This window comes from Microbacterium natoriense (assembly GCF_030816295.1).
GTDB classification, from domain to species: Bacteria; Actinomycetota; Actinomycetes; order Actinomycetales; family Microbacteriaceae; genus Microbacterium; species Microbacterium natoriense_A.
Map to the genome: position 1 here is coordinate 2,335,400 of NZ_JAUSXV010000001.1, position 22,495 is coordinate 2,357,894.

21 protein-coding genes are annotated in these 22,495 nt (G+C 67.3%); 15 read left to right on the top strand and 6 right to left on the bottom strand.

The features are described from left to right. Positions 1 to 5 precede the first annotated feature (5 nt). Entirely contained in the window at positions 6 to 551 is a 546-nt protein-coding gene (locus QFZ53_RS10745) for a hypothetical protein (protein WP_307296199.1), read from the bottom strand. A 742-nt stretch (positions 552 to 1,293) separates the two neighbouring features. Then, positions 1,294 to 3,390 (bottom strand): S9 family peptidase, encoded by a 2,097-nt coding sequence (locus QFZ53_RS10750; protein WP_307296202.1) that lies wholly within the window; start codon positions 3,388 to 3,390, stop codon positions 1,294 to 1,296. 156 nt (positions 3,391 to 3,546) lie between these two features. Between QFZ53_RS10750 and QFZ53_RS10755 the strand changes: the two genes are divergently transcribed. Further along, complete coding sequence (locus QFZ53_RS10755) at positions 3,547 to 4,959, top strand: inorganic phosphate transporter (protein WP_307296204.1); 1,413 nt, start codon at positions 3,547 to 3,549, stop codon at positions 4,957 to 4,959. Continuing rightward, on the top strand, positions 4,956 to 5,291 hold the full coding sequence (locus tag QFZ53_RS10760) for a peptidase (RefSeq protein ID WP_292905786.1): 336 nt from the start codon (positions 4,956 to 4,958) through the stop codon (positions 5,289 to 5,291). The genes QFZ53_RS10755 and QFZ53_RS10760 overlap by 4 nt, the downstream gene beginning before the upstream one ends. 29 nt (positions 5,292 to 5,320) lie before the next feature. Here the strand turns inward: QFZ53_RS10760 and QFZ53_RS10765 are convergent, their stop codons facing one another. Continuing rightward, positions 5,321 to 5,887, bottom strand: a complete 567-nt coding sequence (locus QFZ53_RS10765; protein WP_307296207.1) for a TetR/AcrR family transcriptional regulator — start codon at positions 5,885 to 5,887, stop codon at positions 5,321 to 5,323. Between the two features lie 71 nt (positions 5,888 to 5,958). On the opposite strand from QFZ53_RS10765, the gene QFZ53_RS10770 reads away from it, so the two are divergent. The 9 genes from QFZ53_RS10770 to QFZ53_RS10810 all read left to right on the top strand — a co-directional run bounded on the left by QFZ53_RS10770 (position 5,959) and on the right by QFZ53_RS10810 (position 15,808). Beyond that, on the top strand, positions 5,959 to 6,537 hold the full coding sequence (locus QFZ53_RS10770; RefSeq protein WP_307296210.1) for a dihydrofolate reductase family protein: 579 nt from the start codon (positions 5,959 to 5,961) through the stop codon (positions 6,535 to 6,537). Between the two features lie 44 nt (positions 6,538 to 6,581). Continuing rightward, positions 6,582 to 7,502, top strand: coding sequence for a phosphodiesterase (locus tag QFZ53_RS10775; RefSeq protein ID WP_307296213.1), 921 nt, complete (start codon positions 6,582 to 6,584; stop codon positions 7,500 to 7,502). 78 nt (positions 7,503 to 7,580) lie between these two features. Beyond that, positions 7,581 to 9,038 carry an aspartate ammonia-lyase gene (locus tag QFZ53_RS10780; RefSeq protein ID WP_292905796.1) on the top strand — a complete coding sequence of 486 codons (1,458 nt, stop codon included), beginning with the start codon at positions 7,581 to 7,583 and terminating at the stop codon, positions 9,036 to 9,038. Between the two features lie 179 nt (positions 9,039 to 9,217). Further along, complete coding sequence (locus tag QFZ53_RS10785; RefSeq protein ID WP_307296219.1) at positions 9,218 to 10,483, top strand: extracellular solute-binding protein; 1,266 nt, start codon at positions 9,218 to 9,220, stop codon at positions 10,481 to 10,483. A 4-nt stretch (positions 10,484 to 10,487) separates the two neighbouring features. After that, on the top strand, positions 10,488 to 11,438 hold the full coding sequence (locus QFZ53_RS10790) for a carbohydrate ABC transporter permease (RefSeq protein ID WP_292905800.1): 951 nt from the start codon (positions 10,488 to 10,490) through the stop codon (positions 11,436 to 11,438). A gap of 4 nt (positions 11,439 to 11,442) precedes the next feature. Beyond that, positions 11,443 to 12,330: a carbohydrate ABC transporter permease gene (locus tag QFZ53_RS10795; protein WP_292905802.1), complete on the top strand. Its 888-nt coding sequence runs from the start codon at positions 11,443 to 11,445 to the stop codon at positions 12,328 to 12,330. Between the two features lie 48 nt (positions 12,331 to 12,378). Next, entirely contained in the window at positions 12,379 to 14,217 is a 1,839-nt protein-coding gene (locus tag QFZ53_RS10800) for a glycoside hydrolase family 3 protein (RefSeq protein WP_292905804.1), read from the top strand. Between the two features lie 53 nt (positions 14,218 to 14,270). Continuing rightward, positions 14,271 to 15,404, top strand: coding sequence for a LacI family DNA-binding transcriptional regulator (locus tag QFZ53_RS10805; protein WP_307296225.1), 1,134 nt, complete (start codon positions 14,271 to 14,273; stop codon positions 15,402 to 15,404). A 104-nt stretch (positions 15,405 to 15,508) separates the two neighbouring features. Further along, positions 15,509 to 15,808: a DUF4190 domain-containing protein gene (locus tag QFZ53_RS10810; RefSeq protein WP_292905808.1), complete on the top strand. Its 300-nt coding sequence runs from the start codon at positions 15,509 to 15,511 to the stop codon at positions 15,806 to 15,808. Positions 15,809 to 15,879: 71 nt separating this feature from the next. Here QFZ53_RS10810 and QFZ53_RS10815 read toward each other — a convergent pair whose 3' ends face one another. Beyond that, positions 15,880 to 16,749: a fumarylacetoacetate hydrolase family protein gene (locus QFZ53_RS10815; protein WP_307296230.1), complete on the bottom strand. Its 870-nt coding sequence runs from the start codon at positions 16,747 to 16,749 to the stop codon at positions 15,880 to 15,882. Between the two features lie 89 nt (positions 16,750 to 16,838). Here QFZ53_RS10815 and QFZ53_RS10820 point away from each other — a divergent pair, with 89 nt between their 5' ends. The 4 genes from QFZ53_RS10820 (at position 16,839) to QFZ53_RS10835 (ending at position 20,563) form a co-directional block, all read left to right on the top strand. Further along, a complete protein-coding gene (locus tag QFZ53_RS10820) occupies positions 16,839 to 18,491 on the top strand; it encodes a PrsW family intramembrane metalloprotease (RefSeq protein WP_307296232.1) in 1,653 nt (550 codons plus the stop codon). A 7-nt stretch (positions 18,492 to 18,498) separates the two neighbouring features. Next, positions 18,499 to 19,194, top strand: coding sequence for an alpha/beta fold hydrolase (locus QFZ53_RS10825; RefSeq protein WP_307296234.1), 696 nt, complete (start codon positions 18,499 to 18,501; stop codon positions 19,192 to 19,194). Between the two features lie 297 nt (positions 19,195 to 19,491). Beyond that, entirely contained in the window at positions 19,492 to 19,860 is a 369-nt protein-coding gene (locus tag QFZ53_RS10830) for an FKBP-type peptidyl-prolyl cis-trans isomerase (RefSeq protein ID WP_130496616.1), read from the top strand. Positions 19,861 to 20,014: 154 nt separating this feature from the next. Beyond that, positions 20,015 to 20,563: a YceI family protein gene (locus QFZ53_RS10835; RefSeq protein ID WP_307296241.1), complete on the top strand. Its 549-nt coding sequence runs from the start codon at positions 20,015 to 20,017 to the stop codon at positions 20,561 to 20,563. Between the two features lie 61 nt (positions 20,564 to 20,624). Here the strand turns inward: QFZ53_RS10835 and QFZ53_RS10840 are convergent, their stop codons facing one another. Next, positions 20,625 to 21,506: a DNA-3-methyladenine glycosylase family protein gene (locus QFZ53_RS10840; protein ID WP_307296245.1), complete on the bottom strand. Its 882-nt coding sequence runs from the start codon at positions 21,504 to 21,506 to the stop codon at positions 20,625 to 20,627. 37 nt (positions 21,507 to 21,543) lie between these two features. Beyond that, positions 21,544 to 22,479 carry a DMT family transporter gene (locus tag QFZ53_RS10845; RefSeq protein WP_307296247.1) on the bottom strand — a complete coding sequence of 312 codons (936 nt, stop codon included), beginning with the start codon at positions 22,477 to 22,479 and terminating at the stop codon, positions 21,544 to 21,546. Positions 22,480 to 22,495: the final 16 nt, after the last annotated feature.

The following is a 22,495-nucleotide window of genomic DNA, read 5'->3' on the forward strand; positions in this document are numbered from 1 at the left end:
CGGCCTCAGTCGCGTCCGGGGCGCCACCCGGCGTCGAACAGGGCGCGGCTGACTCTGTCGACCGCGACCTGAGGGGACGGGCGGACATGGTGACTGAGTACACGAACGAGGTTCCAATCCACGTCGCGGATCTCGTCCCAACGGTCGGCGTCGCGGGCGAATTGCTCGTCTGACGCGTGCACTCGCCCGTCGTACTCGCTCGCTACGCGGTAGCGGGGCCAAGCGAGGTCGAGGCGGGCGATGAAGCGCCCGTCATCGCGCGACAGATTCCAGTTCAGTTCGGGGAGTGGAAGTCCCGCTCTCGTCAGAAGCAGGCGAAGCCTGGTCTCGCCGGGACTCTCCGCGCCGATGCGAATCTCGGCCAGCGCCTGGACTAGCAGCGCGCTTCTGAGAGTCGACGCGGCGGCTTCGTCCTCGAGGTCGGCGAGGCTGACAAGCCTCCGTCGCGGTAGGACGAGATGATCGCCCGCGGCGATCAGATCATCGAGCCGCCAGTCTTCAGCGGCCTGACGCCAGAGACGTGCCGGATGCTCGATCGGGAGTCCACGCACGAGCCAGCGGTCGGGCGGCCTGGCGCCCAGGCGGTGCCCGGAGACTCCTGCTCGGCGAGGCTTGCCGGCAGGGTGGCGTGCCGCGACGTGCAGTTCGAGCTGATCTGCCGTCGTGTAGGGGATCGGCGCCCCAAGCAGTGCCAGAGTCCGGTTACGCCGCTGTAGAACTGATCGGGAGTCAGCGCGGGAGCGAACTCCTCGGCGCGACGCCGCAGATCGCCTTGGACTCGCTCCATGCGCTGCGACGGCGTCTCTGAGGCAACATCGACCGCATCGCTCGGCCGCCGCAGCACCCGCACGCCGCGAGTAGGGGCGACGAGGTCGCTGGCGCGCATACGGGAACGGCTCACGCCGAGCTCACGCGCCTCGGCGATGCGGAAGGCTCCGTCGCCCAGAGGAGGCGGAAGGGGCTGCGCACGCGACATGCTCCTCATCACACCTCATCCAGCGCGCCGCTCACACCTTCGGTGGATAACTCTGCTTCGGCGTGCTTGTGCAGGAAAGGTCGCGTTCACCCTGATGAGGTGATCGGTCGATCCGGCGGCTGCGCTGGCATCCGTGACCGTCCAGATCCCCCACTGTTCGCGAGTGCGGTCACCTCACTGGTGGCCAGAGATCGACGCCGGTCACCATTGTCGTGACCGGCGTCGACCTTGGTCGCAGTTGGGGTGGCCTGCGCGGTAAGAGACCACCACTGGCGTGACTGGGCTCGATTCTGATCGCAGCCGACGGCGGCAGCCCGCTACTCGGCGAGACCGAGCACGTCGAGGAGCCAGGCGAGTTCGAACGCGCGCTCGCGCCAGGAGTTGTACCGACCGCTCACGCCGCCGTGACCGGCGACCATCTCGCACTTGAGCAGGACGTCGGATGCTCCGGCCTCGCGCAGCGCGGCTATCCACTTCGCAGGCTCCACGTAGGCGACGCGCGAGTCGTTCAGCGAAGTGACGGCGAGGATGCGCGGGTACTCGACGCCGGCGCGCACATTCTCGTATGGCGTGTACGACTTCATGTACGCGTACACCTCCGCGTCATGCAGCGGGTCGCCCCACTCGTCCCATTCGATGACGGTGAGCGGCAAAGAGGGATCGAGGATCGTCGTGAGCGCGTCGACGAACGGCACGGCCGCGAGGATCCCGGCGAACGACGACGGCGCCAGGTTCGCCACAGCCCCCATCAGAAGGCCTCCGGCGCTGCCGCCCTCGGCGACGAGCCGCTCGGCAGACGTCACGCCACTCGCGATCAGGTGCTCGGCGCACGCCACGAAGTCCGTGAACGTATTGCGCTTGCTCAGCAGCTTGCCGTCCTCGTACCACTGCCTGCCCATCTCGCCGCCGCCGCGCACATGCGCGACGGCGAAGATGACGCCACGATCGAGTTCCGACAGGCGGGCGACTGAGAAACCCGGGTCGATCGAGTGCTCGTACGAGCCGTAGCCGTACAGGTGCACGGGGCGAACGGACGCCCCCGGCTCCCCGAAGGAACGCTTCCAGACGAGCGAGATGGGCACGCGGGTGCCGTCGGATGCCGTCGCCCACGCCCGCTCCTGGCCGTAATCGGCGGGGGAGTAGCCACCCAGCACGACCGCCTGCTTGCGCAGAACGAGCTCCCGGGTGGCGAGGTCCAGCTCGTACACGGTGCCCGGCGTCACGAAGGAACCGTAACCGAGCCGCAGGAACGGCGCGTGCCACTCCGGGTTTCCGCTGACCCCGGCCGAGTACAAAGGCTCATCGAAGGAGACGTCCTCCAGCACGTTCGAGGCGTAGTCCAGCAGTGCGACTCGTTCGAGTCCCTCGCTGCGGTACTCGACCGTGCCGAAGTCGCGGAAGGCGTCCATGCCGAGCAGGCGCCGTCCCGGAGTGTGCGGCAGCACCACGCGGCGCTCGCTCTGAGGAGCGGATGCCGGCACGGAGACCAGCTCGAAGTCCAGCGCGTCCTGGTTGTGCAGGATGTACAGGCGGTCCTCGCCGCCGACCACGGCGTGCTCGAGCGAATACTCGACGCCTTCGGCTCGAGGCCACACGACACGGGGCTCGGCAGTGAGGTCGCCGTGGAGATCGACCAGATACTCCTCGCTCGTGATGCTGGACCCCACCGCGATCACGAGGTACCGCCGGCTCCGGGTGATCCCGGCGCCGAGCCAGAACTTCTCGTCGGGCTCATGGAACAGCTGCACGTCGTCGGAGACGTCGGTGCCGAGGCGATGGAGCCAGAGCGTGTCGGGCCGCCAGGCCTCGTCGCGCGTCGTGTAGATGACACCAGTGCCGTCGGGGGTGAGGAACGCGCTGCCAGTGTTCGGGATCTCATCTTCGAGCGTCTCTCCCGTGACGAGATCGCGCACATGCACCGTGTAGAGCTCATCGCCGTCGAAGTCGGTGGACCAGAGGAGCTTCGTCGCGTCATCCGATGTGTCGAAGGCGCCGAGCGAGAAGAACGCATGGCCCTCTGCCTCGAGGTTGCCGTCCAGCAGCACGACCTCGCCAGGAACGGCGACTCCGGGTTCGAGGACGGGAGGAGTCCAGTCGTCCGGGGCTGCGGCGGTTCGGCAGTGGATGCCGTACTGCGCTCCCTCCTCGGTGCGGCTGTAGTACCACCAGTCGCCGCGCCGGGTCGGCACCGAGAGATCGGTCTCCTGCACGCGGCTCTTGATCTCCTGGAACAACTGCTCGCGCAGCGGGCCGAGATGCGCGGTGGCGGCATCCGTGAAGGCGTTCTCCGATTCGAGGTGTGCGATCACCTCGGCGGACTCCTTGTCGCGCATCCATTCGTACGGGTCCTCGAAGGTGTCGCCGTGATGGGTGCGGGAGGTCGGGCGTCGGGCGGCGATCGGTGCGTCAGTCACCGTTCCACGCTAGCCCAGGTCGAGTTGACCGGCCCCGGCCCGGATGGGAGGATTTAGCGGGGCCGGTAAACGGAAGTCAAACCCACGATGAACTCTTCGTTCGTCACGTCGATCCCGTCGACATCACCTTCTTCCTCAAACGACCGAAAGCGAACGGTGGAAACCGCAGCCCTCATCGTCGTGCTGGTGATCGCACTGGCACTGTTCTTCGATTTCACCAACGGGTTTCACGACACCGCGAACGCGATGGCTACGCCCATCGCGACCGGAGCCCTCAAGCCCAAGACCGCCGTCCTACTGGCTGCAGGGCTGAATCTCGTCGGGGCCTTCCTGTCGACCGAGGTTTCGCAGACCGTGTCTCACGGGATCATCCGCGACGACGGCGTGTCCGACGCGTTCCTCCCGATGATCTTCGCGGGGTTGATCGGCGCGATCACCTGGAACATGCTGACGTGGCTCCTCGGACTCCCCTCGAGCTCCTCGCATGCCCTGTTCGGCGGCCTGATCGGCGCGACCCTGGTCGGCGTCGGCGTCGGCGGCATCGACTTCGGCGCGGTCCTGTCGAAGATCGTCCTCCCCGCGCTCATCGCTCCCGTCACTGCCGGCATCATCGCGTTCGCGGCCACGAAGATCGCCTATTCGATCACGCGGCGGTACGACAACAAGCCGGACGGGCGCGACGGGTTCCGCTGGGGACAGATCTTCACCTCGTCGATGGTCGCGCTCGCGCACGGCACCAACGACGCGCAGAAGACCATGGGCGTCATCACACTCGCCCTCATCACCGTCGGCTGGCAGAGCCAGGACCAGGCCGACCCGCACCTCTGGGTCATCATCGCGTGTGCCGTGACGATCGCGCTCGGAACCTACCTGGGCGGCTGGCGGATCATCCGCACATTGGGCAAGGGGCTCACGGATGTGAAGCCCGCGCAGGGGTTCGCGGCGGAGAGCTCGACGGCCGCAACCATCCTCGCCTCGAGCTACTTCGGCTTCGCATTGTCGACGACCCAGGTCGCATCCGGGTCGGTGATCGGCTCGGGTCTCGGCCGTCGCGGATCATCCGTGCGCTGGGGGACCGCCGGGCGCATCGCCATCGGCTGGCTTCTCACGCTTCCCGCAGCGGGCGCCGTCGGCGCGCTCGCCGCGCTTCTGATCCAGTGGCTCGGCGGCTGGGGGATCGCGGTCGACGCGGTGCTCGCGGTGGCGATCATCGTCGGCCTCTTCCTCCGCTCGCGCAAGGATGCCGTCACCCACGCCAACGCGATGAGCGATGTCGCGGAGTCGGGCCTGGCCGTGGAGCTGCCCGACACACCGCCGCCCACGCGCCGACAGCAGCGCATCGAGCGTGCGAAAGCCGAGGCGAAGGCGCGCGCCGCGGCGCGCGAGAAGGCGAAGGCCGACGCCAAGAAGGCCAGGGACGACGCCGACAAGGCGGCGAAGGCCAAGGCTCAGGCCGAGAAGGCCGCCAAGGACCAGAAGAAGGCCAAGGGCAAATCCGGGGCGACGGGCAAGAAGGCGAAGGCCGGGGCCGATGCCGAGAAGAACGCCGGCAAGGGGGAGTCGCTGTGAGCGTCGCGATCGACTGGAATGCATTCCTGCTGGTGTTCGTCGCCGCGTTGGTCGGCGCGTGTGCGATCGTCGGCTTCTACGCGATCGGGCTGCGCCTGCTTGTCCGCAGCGGTCGCGCGCCTGTCGTGAGTCCGGCCGAGTTCACCGACGCGATCACCGTGATCACCGAGAAGGACCTCAAGCGCGCTGAGAAGAAGGCGGCGAAGGCCGCCAAGAAGAGTCCGCTCACGGCGGGCGAGAAGCGGCTGGCCCTGATCGGCGCCTACGGATGCTTCGTCCTTTGCGCTCTCGCGGTCGCATCGGGGATCGCGCTCATCGTGATCGGGCACTGATCGCTGCGTCTTAGGCGGCCCGATCGCGCTCAGCCGAGCAACCCGGCCACGAGATCGTCGATCACATCGTCGGTCGACGTGCCGGGGTCGATCGGAGTGGTCAGCCGGTCGAGCAGCAGGCCGTCGATCGCGTAGTGGAAGAGGGCGATCTCCCTCCGTCCGCCCGGGAGCCCGGCGGCTGTGTTGAACTCGACGTCCCCCTCGAATCCCGCGCGCTGCCAGGCGCCGAGTACGGCGGAGACTTCGGGTCTTCTGCTGCTCTCGAGCCTGAGTTCGAACAGCGCGATGGTCACTTCACGGTCGGCGCTGAGGCGGCGGACGATGTCACGCAGGTAGTCGGCGAACAGTGCGACGCTCGGCGTCTCGGATGCTCGTCGCGCGAGGTCCTGCTCCGAGGGGGCCAGGCGTTCGCCGATTCGCTCGACGAGACCGGCGATGAGCGAATCACGGCTGCGGAAGTAGTTGGACGTCGTGCCCGTGGGGACGCCGGCGGCGAGATCGACTGCGCGATGCGTGAGCCCTCGCGAGCCTTCCCGGGCGAGCACGGCGAGGCCAGCATCCGCCAGTGAACGCCGCCGGGTCTCATTCTTCGCCATGCCGTCATGATAGCGGAACCACTACGTCTGGTGTACTCTCTACTACGACAAGTGTTGTGATTGGAGCGAAGATGCGAGAACTGGTCTACTACGTGGCGGTGAGCCTCGACGGCTACATCGCCGGTCCTGACGGGGAGTTCGATGCGCTCCTCAGCGAGGGCGATCACATGGCGGCGATCAACGAGCGCTTCGGGGACACCGTGCCGACCGACGTCGCCGACGCGCTCGGGGTTTCGCGCGATGGGGGCATGTTCGACACCGTTCTCATGGGGTGGAACACCTACGCCGTAGGACTGCCGTTCGGTGTCACGAGTCCCTATCGCCATCTCCGCCAGATCGTGTTCTCCCGGACCCGTACCGCGAGCGGGGAGAGCCTCGAGGTCACGGCGCACGACCCGAGGCGCGTTGTGCGCCAGCTGAAAGAGCAGGAGGGCGGGGCGATCTGGCTGTGCGGCGGCGGCGCCCTGGCTGCGACTCTCTCCGACCAGATCGACCGTCTGGTGCTCAAGCGCAATCCCTTGCTCTTCGGCGCCGGCATCCCGCTCTTCGGCCCGCGGCCGTACGCGCCCGAGCGGTTCGACGAGGTCGGCACGACAGTGTTCGACTCGGGGGTCGTGCTGTCCGAGTACGTCCGCTCTGCGGCCGGCTGAAGAGGCGGCGGCGCCGCGTCGGCACCGCCGCCTAGGCTGGTGCCATGAGCGAGTCCCAGAGGACCGGATACGCATTCGGCCGCCATCAGCCCGCTTCTCATGTGATCGTCCACGTCAGCGACACGCACTTCCTCGCCGGCGGCGCCAAGCTCGGCGGGCGCTACGACGTCGATCGCACGTTCGCCCGCACCCTCGAAGCCATCGCTGCGGTGCACCCGCATCCGTCGGCGATCGTCATCACGGGCGACCTGACCGATCTGGGTGAGCCGGACGCGTATCGGCGACTGCGGGCCGCGGTCGAGCCGGTCGCTGCGGCGCTCGACACGACCGTCGTCTGGGTCGCCGGCAACCACGATGAGCGGCCCGCGTTGCGCTCGGGTCTGCTCGATAAGGCTGCCAGCGAAGATCCGGTCACCGGCGTGTGGGATCTGAACGGACTGCGACTGATCGCCCTCGACACGAGCGTGCCTGGGTGGCACCACGGAGACATCGATGGCGCGCAGCTCGACTGGCTCGCCGACGTGCTCGCCGAGCCCGCGCCGCACGGCACTCTCCTCGCCATGCATCACCCGCCGCTGCCGAGCCATCTTCCGCTGTTCGACATCCTCGAACTCCGGCATCAAGACGAATTCGCCGAGGTCATCCGCGGCACCGATGTGCGCGGCATCCTCGCCGGCCATCTGCACTACTCGTCGCACGGAACCTTCGCCGGAGTGCCCGTGAGCGTCGCTTCGGCCACCTGCTACACCATGAACGTCGCCCGTCCTGCGGCCGATGTCAACGGGATGGATGCCGCGCAGTCATTCCAGATCGTGCATGTCCGTCCCGACACCATCACTCACACCGTCGTGCCGGTGACGGACGCTCCGACCGGAGACTTCTTCTCGGAGGCCTGGCTGGAGCGGATGGCGCGGCTCACCCCGGAGCAGCGGCTGGAGGAGTTCTCGCGCAAGCCGGGCCGTTGATCCGGGCGCCGCATTGAACGGGCGTACACTAGAAGCACCCCCGAATCTCTCACTCGCCACGACCCACAAGGATGTGACATGGCTTCTGCCGCGCCCGCCCTCACCCGTACAGAGACCGATTCCCTCGGGAGCATGGAGATCCCCGCAGACGCGTACTGGGGCATCCACACCGCCCGTGCTGACGCGAACTTCCCGATCACCAAGCGCCCGATCTCGGTCTATCCCGACCTCGTCATCGCCCTCGCGATGGTCAAGCAGGCCAGTGCACGCGCGAACAAGGAGATCGGCGTCCTCGACGCGGAGCGAGCCGACCTGATCGACCGCGCCGCGCAGCGGGTGATCGACGGGGAGTTCCACGATCAGTTCACCGTGGGCGTGATCCAGGGCGGTGCGGGCACCTCGACGAACATGAACGCGAACGAGGTCATCACCAACATCGCGCTCGAGATGGCAGGCCGCGAGAAGGGCGACTACGCTTTCCTCTCGCCGATCGACCACACCAACCGCAGCCAGTCCACGAACGACGTCTACCCGACCGCGGTGAAGATCGGCCTCTCGCTGACGCTCCACTCCATGCTCGAGGAACTCGATCTGCTGCGCCGGTCGTTCCTGCGCAAGGCCGGGGAGTTCCACGACGTCCTCAAAGTCGGACGCACCCAGCTGCAGGATGCCGTGCCGATGACGCTCGGCCAGGAGTTCCACGGCTTCGCGACGACGCTCGGCTACGACCATCAGCGGCTCAGCGAGAACGCGGCCCTGATGTTCGAGGTGAACATGGGGGCCACGGCGATCGGCACGGGCATCACCACCCACGGCGATTACGCTCCGGCGGTGCTGAAGCACCTTCGCCAGATCACGGACCTCGACCTCGCCACCGCCTCCGACCTCGTCGAGGCCACGAGCGACACCGGCTCTTTCATGTCGTTCTCCTCATCGATCAAGCGCAACGCGATCAAGCTGTCGAAGATCTGCAACGACCTGCGTCTGCTCTCCTCAGGGCCTCAGGCCGGTCTCGGTGAGATCAACCTGCCTGCCATGCAGGCGGGCTCCAGCATCATGCCTGGAAAGGTCAACCCGGTGATCCCCGAGGTCGTCAACCAGGTCGCCTTCGCGGTGGTCGGCGCCGACATGACCGTCACGATGGCTGTCGAGGCTGGTCAGCTGCAGCTCAACGCCTTCGAGCCCGTCATCGCGCATTCGATCTTCCAGTCGATCACATGGATGCGGCAGGCGATGTGGACCCTGCGCGTGAACTGCGTGGACGGCATCACTGCGAACCGCGACCGGCTGGGCGCCATGGTCGGTGCATCGGTCGGGGTGATCACCGCGCTCACCCCGTTCATCGGATACGCCGCGGCCGCGGCTCTCGCCAAGACGGCTCTGCTGACCAACCGCAACGTCGCCGATCTCGTCGTCGAGGCCGGCCTCATGTCGCGCGAAGAAGTCATCAAGCAGCTCTCACCCGCTCGCCTGTCGGGACTCGAAGCCGTGACGGCCGCCATCCCGATCATCGCTCCTGAGGATCTCGAGATCTGAGATCCCGCCGAGAACGGCCCCGACGATCCGCTCGTCGGGGCCGTTCTGCGTCTCGCACGCTGATCCGGGGCTCTCGGTGCATGTCGCAGGAGGGTTGCCATCCCGTGATCTATGCGCTTAGATAGCGAGTAGTGCGAGTTTAAGCGCATAGATCGAACAGGCGATTCAAGGAGGAAGACGTGAAGTTCACGAGGATTCTCGGGGGAGTGGCGGCGCTGGCGACCGCTTCGCTCCTTCTGAGCGGCTGCGGCCGGGCCGAGGACACGGGCAGCGCCCCTGACGACGCGACCACGATCGATGACGGACCGGCCACCGGCACGATCTCGATCTGGGCGATGGGCGCCGAGGGCGAAGCCCTGCCCGACTTCGTGAAGGCGTTCCAGGAGAAGAACCCCGATGTGAAGATCGATGTGACTCCGATCCCGTGGGATGCGGCGCACAACAAGATCCAGACCGCGATCGCCGGAGGCAACACTCCGGACATCGCGATGATGGGCACCACCTGGATGGCCGACTTCTCCGATGCCTTCGCCACTGTGCCCGAGCAGATCTCCACGGACGGCTTCTTCGACGGCGCTCTGAGCACCACCAAGGTCGGCGACCGGGCAGCTGGAGTGCCGTGGTACGTCGACACCCGCGTCCTCTACTACCGCACCGACATCGCCGAGAAGGCGGGCTGGACCGAGGCTCCGAAGACGTGGGACGAACTCTCGCAGATGGCTGCGGACATGCAGAGCAAGGGCGGCGCCACGTGGGGCATGCGCCTGCCAGCCGGCAACGACTCCTTCCAGGGCGCGATGTGGATGCCCTGGTCGGCAGGCGCGGAGCTGACCGACGGCAAGAGCTGGACCCTCGACACACCTGAGATGGCCAAGGGGCTGGAGTACTACCAGAGCTTCTTCACCGACGGCATCGCCGATCCGAACGTCGACACCTCGCCGGGCTCGACCGAGGCCGAGTTCGTCGACGGCACGGCGCCGATGGTGGTCGAAGGGCCGTTCCTGCGCGGGCAGCTCGAGGCGGTCGGCGGAGCAGGCTTCGCCGACAAGTACACGACCGCGGTCCTCCCGGCGCTCGAGGGTTCGGTCTCCTTCAGCGGCGGTGCGAACCTCGTTGTCTTCCAGGGCAGCGACAACGCATCATCCGCGTGGAAGCTCGTCGACTGGCTCAGCCAGCCCGAGACTCAGGCCGCATTCTTCGAGGCGACGGGAGACCTGCCTGCGTCCACGGCTGCCTGGGAAGAGCCGGCGGTGGCCGGTGACAAGAGCCTCGCCACTTTCGGCACACAGCTGGAGACCGCCAAGGCGCCGCCCGTCACGACCAGCTGGGTCAAGGTCGCTGCCAAGGGAGACCAGGCGCTGGAGTCGCTGCGCCGTGGCACGGGCGACGTCGCCGCGGTGCTGAAGACGCTGCAGGCCGACGCCGACGCCATCGGACTCGACTGAGCCGATGTCCGCATCCACCACCACCGCTGCGGGGACCCTGACCGGTCCCCGCAGCGCCGCAAAACGCGGCCTGGGCGCGACCCGGCGCCGCCGTCAGGCGCTCGTCGCGTGGGGCTTCGCGCTGCCGTTCGTCATCGTATTCGCGATCTTCATGCTGTTCCCGATCGTGGGGTCCTTCGCGATGTCGTTCACGGACTTCACAGCACGCGACATCGCCTCGCCGTTCGCGGTCAACTTCGTGGGGCTGCAGCAGTTCTTCACGCTGTTCACCGACACGCGCTTCCTCACCTCGCTCGGTGTGACCGGCGTTTTCGTGCTGGTCGGCATCCCGGTCACGATGATCGTGGCCTTGGCGCTCGCTCTTGCGCTCAACAGCGGAAGAGGACGGATCGTCGCATTCTTCCGCGTGGGCTTCTATGCACCTGTCGTGACCAGCATCGTCGCGATCTCCGTGGTCTGGCGCTACATCCTCCAGCCGGAGGGCCTGCTGAACTCGGCCCTCGCGGTCGTAGGCATCGACGGCCCCAACTGGCTCAACGACCCGGCGTTCGCCCTGCCGTCGCTCATCATGATGGCCGTGTGGCGCAACGTGGGCACGCTCATGGTGATCTTCCTCGCGGGGCTCCAGGCGGTCCCCGAGGACGTCAACGAGGCGGCCACGATGGATGGCGCGTCGCCTTGGCGCCGTCTGATCTCCGTGACGCTTCCGCTGCTGCGTCCGACATTGCTTCTCGGCGCCGTTCTGATCTCCGTCGGCTATCTGCAGTTCTTCGAGGAGGCGTTCGTCATGACGAAGGGCGGCCCTCTCGACTCGACGCTCTCGGTCGCCTTCTACACGTACCAGCAGTTCGGTTTCGGCGAGTACGGCCTCGCGTCGGCGGCCAGCTACGTGCTGTTCCTCGCCATCGCCCTGATCAGCCTGCTGCAGTTCCGCCTGCTCCGATCGAAGGACTGAGGCCATGACGACATCCACTGCGGCTCCTGCAGCCGCCACCGCTCAGCCTCCTGTCCCTCGTCGGCGCAGACGCACCCGCGGCGGCGGACGGGCGCTGACCTACACCGTTCTCGCCGTCGGCCTCGTGCTGTGGCTCATCCCGTTCGTCTGGATGCTGCTCGGCTCGGTGAAGACTCAGGGCGAGATCCTCCGCAGACCGCCGACCTGGTGGCCGGAGAGCCCCACAGGAGAGAACTTCGCCGCGTGGTTCGGACCGCTCGACTTCGGTCACTTCTTCGTGAACAGCGTCGTGGTGGCCGTCGTCACGGTCCTCGGCAACATGGTCTTCTGCTCGATGGTGGGCTACGCGCTCGCGAAGATGGAGTTCCCCGGCAAGAAGATGCTGTTCGGCCTCGTCATGGTCACCCTCATGGTGCCCGGTGTGGTCACCTTCGTGCCGCTGTTCGTGATGGTCTCCAAGCTCGGGCTCGTGAACACCTTCCCCGGTCTGATCCTGCCGTTCCTGACGGCACCCATCGGCGTGTTCCTGATGCGGCAGTTCATGCTGGGCATCCCTGATCCGCTGCTGGAAGCCGCCCGTCTCGACGGCGCAGGGGAGTGGCGCATCTTCACACGCATCGTCATGCCGTTGTGCGGACCGCCGCTGGCGACGCTCGGCATCCTCACGTTCCTGTCGTCGTGGAACAACTTCCTCTGGCCCCTCGTCGCCGCCCAGACCGAGGAGATGTACACGCTCCCGGTGGCGCTGTCGCTGTACTCGACGGGACAGAACGCCACGGACTACGGTCTCCTGCTCGCGGGATCCGTCCTGGTCATCACGCCCATCCTTCTCCTGTTCGTCTTCCTTCAGCGCTGGTTCATCCGGGGCGTCGCGACGACGGGCTTGAAGTAGGCGACGACTCGCATTCGACACAGCTCCGGCCCAGTGAAAGCAGGACACATGAAACCCCATCTCCGCACATCCGCCGAGGGTGTCGACTACCGCGACCTCAACGGCAACGGCGTCATGGATCCGTACGAAGATCCGCGCCTGTCGCCGGCCGAGCGCACCGAGGATCTGCTCGGCCGTCTCTCCACAGAGGAGAAGGTCGGCCTGATGTTCCAGACGGTCATCGAGATAGGACCCGACGGCGAACTGCTCGAGACGCCCGGCGCGATCTCGAAGTCGCCGACCTCGGAGGTCGTGCTGAGCAAGCACCTCAACCACTTCAACGTCCACGCCATGCGCACCGCACGCGACGGGGCCCGGTGGAACAACAACCTGCAGCGGCTGGCCGAACAGACTCCTCACGGCATCCCGGTCACGATCAGCACAGACCCGCGGCACGCTTTCGTGGAGAACACCGGAGTCGCGTTCTCGGCTGGTCCGTTCTCGCAGTGGCCCGAGCCGATGGGACTCGCCGCGATCGACGACATCGACCTGATCCGACGGTTCGCCGACACCGCACGTCAGGAGTATCTCGCGGTGGGCATCCGGGCGGCGCTGCACCCGCAGATCGACCTGCCCACCGAAGCCAGGTGGGGGCGGCAGGCTCAGACCTTCGGCTACGACGCCGATCGTGTCTCGGAGATCACGGCCGCTTATCTGCAGGGGTTCCAGGGAGATGAACTCGGACCGCAGAGCGTCTCCTGCACGACCAAGCACTTCCCGGGAGGGGGCCCGCAGCTCGACGGCGAAGATGCGCACTTCCCCTACGGGCGCGAGCAGGTCTATCCGGGCGGTCGATTCGAGGAGCATCTGAAGCCGTTCGTCGAGGCCATCAGTCGCGGCACGGCGGGGATCATGCCCTATTACGGCATGCCGGTCGGTCTGGTCCGCAACGGCGAGCCGATCGCCGAGGTCGGATTCGGCTACAGCCGCCAGATCATCACCGACCTCCTGCGCGAGGAACTGGGCTACGACGGCGTCGTGGTCACCGACTGGGAGCTCGTCAACGACAATCACGTCGGCGACCAGGTCCTCCCGGCTCGTGCATGGGGCGTGGAGCACCTGTCGCCGATCGAACGGATGCGGATGCTGCTCGATGCGGGCGTCGATCAGTTCGGCGGCGAGGAGTGCGTGGAGCTGCTGCAGGAGCTCGTGGCGAGCGGCGAGGTGTCTGCGGAACGTCTCGACGCGTCTGTGCGGCGCATCCTGCTCGTGAAGTTCCGACTCGGCCTCTTCGACGACCCGTTCGTCGACGAGGACGAGGCGGAGCGCATCGTGGGTGCGGCGGCCTTCCGAGAGCAGGGGTTCCGCGCGCAGGCCGAATCGGTCACGGTGCTCGAGAATCGCGAAGGGACGCTGCCGCTGTTCGCCGGACCGCGTCCGCGGGTGTACGCGGAGGGGCTGCACGAAGGAGCGCTGCAGGATCGGGCGGATGCCGTGTCGCGACCGGAGGATGCGGACCTCGCCATCGTCCGCATCGGCGCTCCGTTCGATGCGCGCGACGATCTGTTCCTCGAAAGGTGGTTCCATCAGGGATCTCTCGAGTTCCCGCCGGGGCTCGTCGTGCGTCTGAAGCGCATCGCGGAGCAGTGCCCTCTCGTTCTGGTCGTGAACCTGGATCGCCCCGGCATCCTCACTCCTTTCGTCCCCTTCGCCGCCGCGCTCGCGGTCGATTTCGGGAGCTCCGACGAAGCCGTCCTCGCCGCGCTGTCCGGGCGCATCCGGCCGCGTGGAACCCTCCCCGTGGAGATTCCCCGCTCGATGGACGCTGTGCGGAGATCGCGCACGGATGTCCCTGGAGACACGCCCGATCCGCTGTATCCGCTGAGAACGGGACTCACCCTGCCGTGACCGCCGCCCAGCGACCCTGCCGTCAGTAGAATCGCCCAGAAAGCGAGGTGCACATGGCGTCCAGTCGCCCCACCGTCTACGACGTCGCCGAGCGTGCAGGTGTCTCGATCGCCACCGTGTCGTTCGCGTTCCGTCGCCCGGAGAAGGTGCGGCCGGAGACCAGAGCGTCTGTTCTCGAGGCTGCACGTGCGATCGGCTATGTGCCCAGCGGATCGGCGCGCAACCTCGCGAGGGGCCGGACGGGCGTTCTGGGTCTGCATCTGTTCGACATGCTGCTGGACGGCCCGCCGGACGGGGCTCTCCCGCAGCGGCCCGACGCCCACGAGAGACGCGTCGATCTCGACACGCTCGACCTCGATGCCGACCTCGTCCCCTGGGACGCCGTCGAGGACGCGCGGCTGAGCGAGCCGCAGACGTTCCCGCTGTACGTCGACGAGGTTCAGCGCGGATTCGTGCTCGAGTGCAAGCGAAACGGCCGGGCGGTGCTGCTCAGCACAGGCGGCACCGACGTCCGCGACGTCGCAGACACCGCGGGACGCGTGGACGGTCTCGCGGTGCTTCCCGGGCAGTCGGCGATGGCGTCGCTGGCCTCCGTCGCCGTCAATCTCCCCGTGGTCGTGCTCAGCAGCGAGACGGGGGACGGTCACCGTGTGCTGGTCGACAACATCGGCGGCGAGCGGATGCTGGTCGGACACCTGATCGAGGAGCACGGGGTGCGCACGCTCGGCTGGATCGGCGCCGATCTGTCGTACGACTACGCGGAGCGCATGGACGCGTTCTTCCGGATCCTCGACGAGCACGGAGGCGGCGTCGTCGGAGAGGCCCTCGACGGAGTGGACCTCGATTCGTCGCCGGAGTTCCTCCATGTCGTCGCCCGGGCACGTGCCGGCACGCTTCCCGACGCCCTCGTGTGCGCGAGCGACCAGGTCGCGATCGCCCTCATCGACGTCCTCCGAGCCGAGGGCATCGAGGCGCCACGAGACGTGCTCATCGTCGGATTCGACGGCATCCTCGCCGCCCGCATGTCCTCCCCGACCCTCACCACGGTACGTCAGCCGATGGAGCTGATGGGACGCGTCGCCGCGCACCTGCTGCTCACGGATCCGGGCGACGGCTCGGTGCCTCTGAAGACGGTGCGTCTGGGCGTCGGTCTGCAGATCGGGGAGAGCTGCGGCTGCTCGCGGTGAGCGTCACGCACCCTGCGGCACGCAGGTGGGGCCTTCTCCCCATGGGCATTCAGCTGGCTCACAGGATAGAGTCGACGCACACAACCCGTTCGACTGGAGGACAAATGACCAATCAGGTTCCCGGCGCGCAGACGCCGCCGTATTCGCCCGCTCCCGAAACCATCCCCGGCAAGACCCTCGGCATCGTCGCGGTCATCCTGACCTTCGTGGTCTCGTCCGTGGTCGGCCTGATCCTCGGGTACGTCGCGAGGAACCAGAGCCGGGCTGTCGGATACGAGAACACGCCGGCCAAGGTCGCGATCATCGCGGGGTGGATCCTTACGGCGCTCGGCCTGATCGCGGGCATCATCGCCGTGATCTCGATCTTCGCGCTCGCCGCCTCCTCGGGCTCCTACGGCAGCTGACGCTGCCGGCGAAACGACGATGAGGGCGGGGATCCGATCGGATCCCCGCCCTCATCGCGTCTGCGCATCTCTCAGCCGGTGATCCGGCAGTGCGTGGTGAGCTCGCCGATCCCGTCGATGGCGACTGTGACGGTGGAGCGGTCACGCAGGAAGATCTGCGGATCACGGGAGTAGCCCGCTCCGCCCGGACTGCCCGTGGAGATCAATGTTCCCGGAAGCAGAGTCAGCGACTGCGAGAGGTGAGCGATGAGGGTGGCCACTGAACGCACCATCTGACCCGTCGTCGCGTCCTGCACGGTGTGGCCGTCGACGACGGTCCAGATGTGCAGATCCTGAGGATCGGCGATCTCGTCTGCGGTGACGGCGAACGGACCCGTCGGCGTGAACCCGTCGAACGACTTGCAGCGCGACCACTGCGCTTCGGCGAACTGCACGTTGCGGGCGGTGATGTCGTTCACGACGGTGTAACCCCAGACGTGCGACAGCGCGTCCTCCTCCGCAACGTCCTTCGCCGGCGTGCCGATCAGCACGCCGAGCTCCGCCTCGTAGTCGACCGCCTCGCTGAGCGCGCGCGGCCAGGACGTGGTCTGTCCGTGCCCGGTGAGGGAGTTCGGCCACAAGGTGAAGACCGTCGGCGCCGTGTCGGTCTTCAGACCGAGTTCACTGGAATGGGCGGCATAGTTCAGGCCGACGGCGAGCACGGCAGGCGGTGCGAGCACGGCGGAGGCGAAGGCCTGCTCTCCGAGCGGATGCCGGGGGGCCGGGCTTGCGACGACAGCAGCCCGCACGGCGGCGAGAAGCTCGTCGCCGCCTTCGATCAGCTGCTGAAGCGTCGCGGGAGGGTCGGGTAGGAGATCTGAGACGAGGATGGCGTCGGCACCCTCCACCACGGCAAGCTCTGCCGTGGAGGAGTCGGCACGGCGCAGATGAGCGAACCGCATATCACTACGGTAGTCGCGATCGGCGATCTTTCGCAGGAGGAACGGACTAAGAGCCGGTGAAAGCGGGCCTTCGCAATATGCTCATGTCTATGAGTTCCGGAGGACCGTCCCAGCCCACCCCGTACACCCCGCCACCAGCGGGGCAGCCGCAGGCCGCGCAACCGCCGGCGCCGCAGCCGCCGACCGGGCCAGGCGGCTACCCTCAGCAGGCTTATCAGCCGCCCGCGCCGCAGGCGTCTCATCCGCAGCAGCCGGCAGCACAGCAGGCGCCGAATCCGTACGGCGCTCCGCAACAGCAGGCCTATCCGCAGCAGCAGGCCTACCCGCAGCAGCCCGGATATCCGCAGCAGAAAGAGTACCCGCAGAAGCCCGGATATCCGCAGCAGCAGGCGTACCCGCAGCAGCCGGGACAACCGCAGGCCGCTCCGCAGCCGGGCGCCCAGCCCCCGCACGCCTACCCTCAGCAGCCCGCCGCCCCGCAGACGCCGCCCCAGCCGCCGTACGGCGCACCGCAGCAGCAGTACTCTGCGCAGCAGTATGCGTCGTCGAACTACGCGCCCGCGCATTTCACGCAGCAGCCCGGATACGCCTCGGTGCTTGCGCAGCCCACGCCGTACTCGCCGCCTGCGCCGATCGCCCCTTCGCCCGCCCAAGGCCTGCCGGCCCTGCCGGTGCCGAGGGGCAAGGGCAAACTCGTGCTGTACATCCTGTTCGGGTTCCTCGGTTTCCTGCTGCTCGCGCTGATCGGCTACTTCACCGTGTTCTTGGGCCCGCTCGCGTCGGTGATCGGTCTCGTCCTCGCCCTGGTGCCGCTCGCGATCGTGTTCTTCGTGGTCTGGATGATCGACCGCTGGGAGCCCGAACCCAAGCTGATGGTGTTCTTCGCCGTCGCCTGGGGAGCCATCGCCGCGATCGGACTCACCCTGCTCCTCGATCTCGGACTCACGCTTCTGGTGGGCACTCGCAGCGACACCGCAGGAGCGGTCGTCCAGGCGCCGATCGTCGAGGAGCTGTTCAAGGGGCTCGGCGTGTATCTCATCTTCCTGATCGCCCGGCGGTCGTTCGACGGCCCCGTCGACGGTGTCGTCTACGGCGCACTGGTCGGCGCCGGATTCGCCTTCACCGAGAACATCCAGTACTTCGCGATCAGCCTGATCGAAGGCGGGGGAGCACAGCTCACCATGACGTTCGTCGTGCGAGCGATCCTGTCGCCGTTCGCGCACGCGATGTTCACCTCGCTCACGGGACTCGCCATCGGACTGGCCGCCCGCCGGCATGCATCGGCGGGCGCCGCACTGGGCTTCGCCGCGCTCGGCTGGCTCGGCGCGGTCTTCCTGCACGCGCTGTGGAACGGATCAGCCACCTTCGGCGACTTCTTCCTGCTGTACTTCCTTCTCCAGGTGCCGCTGTTCGTCGGCTTCATCTTCGGCGTCATCGCGCTGCGGCGTGAGGAGGCCCGTCTGACGAAGGCGCGCCTCAGCGACTACGCCGCCGCCGGCTGGTTCACGCCCGAGGAGGTCAACATGCTCGCCACGGCTGCGGGACGGAAGGTGGGCCTCAACTGGGCGGCCCAGCTGCGCGGGGATCGTCGACCGCTCATGCGTGAGTTCATCAAGGACGCCACGACCCTCGCGATGGTTCGTCAGCGTTCCATCACCGGCCGTGATCCGATGGCGGCGCAGGACGAGCAGGCTCTGCTGGTGCGAACCAGGGCGACGAAGGCCGCACTGCTCGCCTACTGAGCTGATCATGAGCACGTTCATCCTGATCCACGGCGCGGGCGATGTCGGCTGGTCCTGGCATCTCGTGGCTCGGGAGCTGGTCGGGCGCGGTCACAGAGTGATCGCGCCCGACCTCCCGGGCGACGACGAGGCGCAGACTTTCGAGGACTATGCGGATGCCGTCGTCGCCGAGGCAGGGGTGCGTGGCGACGAGGTCGTCGTGGTCGGGCACTCGATGGGTGCGTTCACGGCTCCGATCGTCGCGGAGCGCCTGGGCGCACGACTGCTGGTGCTGCTGGCAGGGATGATCCCGTCGCCCGGCGAGGCGCCGGATGAGTGGTGGAAGAACACCGGATACGAGGAGGCGGTCGCCGAGGCGTCGGCCCGCGACGGGGGTCGCACGGGGCATGAGGACCCCTTCGTGAGCTTCTACCATGACGTGCCGCGTGAACTCGCCGAGCGGGCGATGAGCTACGAGCGTGCACATCCTTCATCGACGGCCATGGCTGCGCCTTGGCCGATGGCAGCCTGGCCGTCTGCGCCGACCAGGTTCATCGTGTGCACTCAGGACAGGTTCTTTCCGCCGGAGTTCCTCAGAGCTCTGGCCCTGACCCGGCTCGACGTGGTGGCGGACGACATCGACGCCAGCCACTGCGCTCCTCTGAGCAGACCTGTCGACCTGGCTGCGCTCCTCGCGGAATACGCCGCAGCGAGCGGAGAGTGAATCAGCGGCGGCTGGTTCGTGACAAGACTCAGCGCCCGGTGCTGCGGCGATGCCTGCAAGTCCTCCGGGCGCTGAGTTGATCTATGAACAGGGTGCACCCGGCATCCGCGAGTGTCAAGGTCTATTCGCCGTGACGACCAGATCCTCTCTCCGTGATGCATCTGGGATCACGCGGCCGCAGAGCATCCGGGGGAGCGGAGCGTGTCTGCCGGAGTGTCGCACGGGCGCGCCGACGTGTTCGCTGTGAGCAGGTGCGCTCGCGTTGACCACGGCGCGGGCCTCGGGTTGTATGGAGGCATGACTGATCGTACGAAGCCTGAGTTCGACGCCCCCACCGGCCCCGCTCCCGCTGAGCTCGTCATCCGCGACATCATCGTGGGCGACGGCGCTGAGGCCAAGCCCGGCGACACCGTGACCGTGCACTACGCCGGTGTCGAGTTCGACTCCGGTGAGGAGTTCGACTCCTCGTGGGGTCGCGGAGAGACCATCCAGTTCCCGCTGCGCGGACTGATCCAGGGATGGCAGGACGGAATCCCCGGCATGAAGGTCGGCGGACGCCGCGAACTCGTGATCCCGCCGCACCTGGCATACGGCCCCGTCGGCGGCGGCCACTTCCTGTCCGGCAAGACTCTGATCTTCATCATCGACCTGGTTGCCGTCGGCTGATCAGACTCGCCTGGAAAGCGCCTCTCTCCCCGCGGAGAGGGGCGCTTTCCGCATCCGACGGAGAAACCTCACATTCACAGGAATACATTCACATGCATGTAAGTTGGAACATGTGATGCCGCAGACGCGGACCGACGATCCTCTAGGAGACAGCATGACCATCGACATCCCCGGCTACCGCGCCGGCACCTGGACGCTCGACCCCGCTCACAGCGAGGTCACCTTCAGCGTGCGCCACATGATGATCTCGAAGGTGCGCGGCACCTTCGGAGTCAAGAGCGCGACTCTCGTGGCCCCGGAGAACCCGCTCGAGGCGACCGTCACGGCGAGCGTCGACGTCACCTCGATCGACACGAAGGACGAGAACCGCGACACGCACCTGCGTTCCGCCGACTTCTTCGACACCGAGGAGTACCCGACCATGGAGTTCGTCTCCACCGGCACCCGCGTCGAGGGTGGCGACTTCCTCGTCGACGGTGACCTGAGCATCCGCGGCATCACCAAGCCCGTCACTTTCGAGTTCGAGTTCGGCGGCTTCGGACAGGACCCGTACGGCAACTACAAGGCGGGCGCATCTGCGACCACCGTCATCAACCGCGAGGACTTCGGCCTCACCTGGAACGCGGCGCTTGAGACCGGCGGTGTGCTCGTCGGCAAGGACGTCACGATCACGCTCGATCTGCAGGGATCGCTGCAGGCCTGATGGTTCGCGCCTGATCGTTCACGAAGGAGGGGCGGATGCCGAGGCATCCGCCCCTCCTTCGTCAACGGGATAGTCGCGAACCGACCGCTCGAAGCGACACGGCCGCCCACGTGCGGAAGGGGCGCCATCGCTCGGAGATCGCGGCCACCTCTACCTCGTCGGGATCGTGATCGAGCGCGTACAGCTCGCGAACGGCAACTCTCGTGTGAACTTCGTGGACGGGGAGCGCGTCGGCCGATCCGCACCCGCGGATCACGATCAACGCGCTGTAGAACGGGCCGATGCCCGGGAGCTGTTGCAGCTCGATCATCGCGGCAGCGGGGTCCATCGAGGTCAGACGCCTCACGTCGAGCGTGCCGTCCAGAGCCGCGCGAGCGATCGCGTGCAGCCGGGGGATGCGGTCGGCGGGCAGCCCGGTGATCGCGTCGAGCGCCAGCAGCTGCTGCGGCAGTGGAACCGCAGGCTCGGCGCGTCCTGCCAGCTGGAACACCGCTCCGTGCTCACGGGACAGGCGCTCACGGAGCGCGATGCCCTGTCGACGGGCGCGTCGAGCCGACAGGATCGCCCAGACGGCCGCCTCGTACGGGCTGTAGAAATTCGAGGGCCGGAACCCCGGAGCTTCTGCGTGGACTCTGGCGAGCACCGGATCCGACGCGCAGACCGAGGCCCACGCGTCTCCGTCATGATCGGCCGAGACCACCCGAGCCACCTGCGCGGCGATCGCCGTGAGATCGCCCTCGCCGTGGACCGTGAGCGTGAGCGTGTCGCCGTCCTGGCGCACTTCGACGCCGACCTGCGCGTCGAGGGCGTCGGTGCAGAACGCGAGCCGCATGATTCCGTCGAACGTCGACTCATCGCGGTGGCCGAAGCCCATGAGGGCGACCTCGCCGAGATCGTACGGCCCGACCAGGGGGATCGTCGTGGTGCGGGTCGGTGTGCTCATGCCGACACTCTGCACCCCGCCTCCGACATCGCGACGCTCAGCCGCGACGTCGGAACCGGATCCTGTTCTGCGTCAGCAGGATGCCTGCGAAGACGATCAGCGCGCCGACCGGCTCGTTCCAGCTGACCTCCTCATGAAGGATCAGAATGCCGAGCGTCACGCCGACGACGGGCGTGATGTAGGTCACGGTCGATGCGCGGGTCGGCCCCCATGCTCGCAGCACGTTCTGGTTCCAGACATAGGCGAGCCCGGTTCCGAGGAACCCGAGCAGGATCACCGAGCCGACGATCCAGATGTCCAGATGCACCGGGGTGAGGACGAGCACGGGAGAGAGCAGCACCATGATCGCCGCCGCCAGCCCGATGTTCAGGAACGAGAACACCAGTGCGCTCACGCCGGAGTCGCCCAGGAACCGGCGCATGTAGGCCAGGCTGAATCCGTAGCACGCTGTCGCTCCGAGGATCGCCAGCTGCGCTCCGATGCTCTGCCCGGCGTCGAGCCCCTGCCACGGTGCGATGATCACCATGACGCCGGAGATCCCGACAAGGATGCCGATGATCTGCACGAGCTTGAGCTTCTCGACGCGGAACACGGCCCACGCCATGACCGCCGTCATGATCGGCGTCGTCGCGTTGAAGATGCTCGCGAGGCCCGAGCTCACATGCTGCTGGGCCCACGAGAAGATCAGGAACGGGACGACGCAGAAGGTCACGGCGACGACGGTCAGATGCATCCAGGTGCGCAGGGCGCGCGGCAGCCGTTCGCGGCGGAGCGCGACGAAGAGGCCCAGGGCGAGGGCGCCCAGAACGAGACGCGACCAGACGACCTGTGCGGGGGAGATGCCGCCGAGGGCGACCTTCATGAACAGGAAGCTCGATCCCCAGACGATGCCGGTCAGGATGAACTGGATCGTGATCGGTGCGCGGCGAGAGGATGTGGCTCCGGTGTGCGCTGTCGCCAAGGTCGAGGTCATGATCGAACTCTAACGA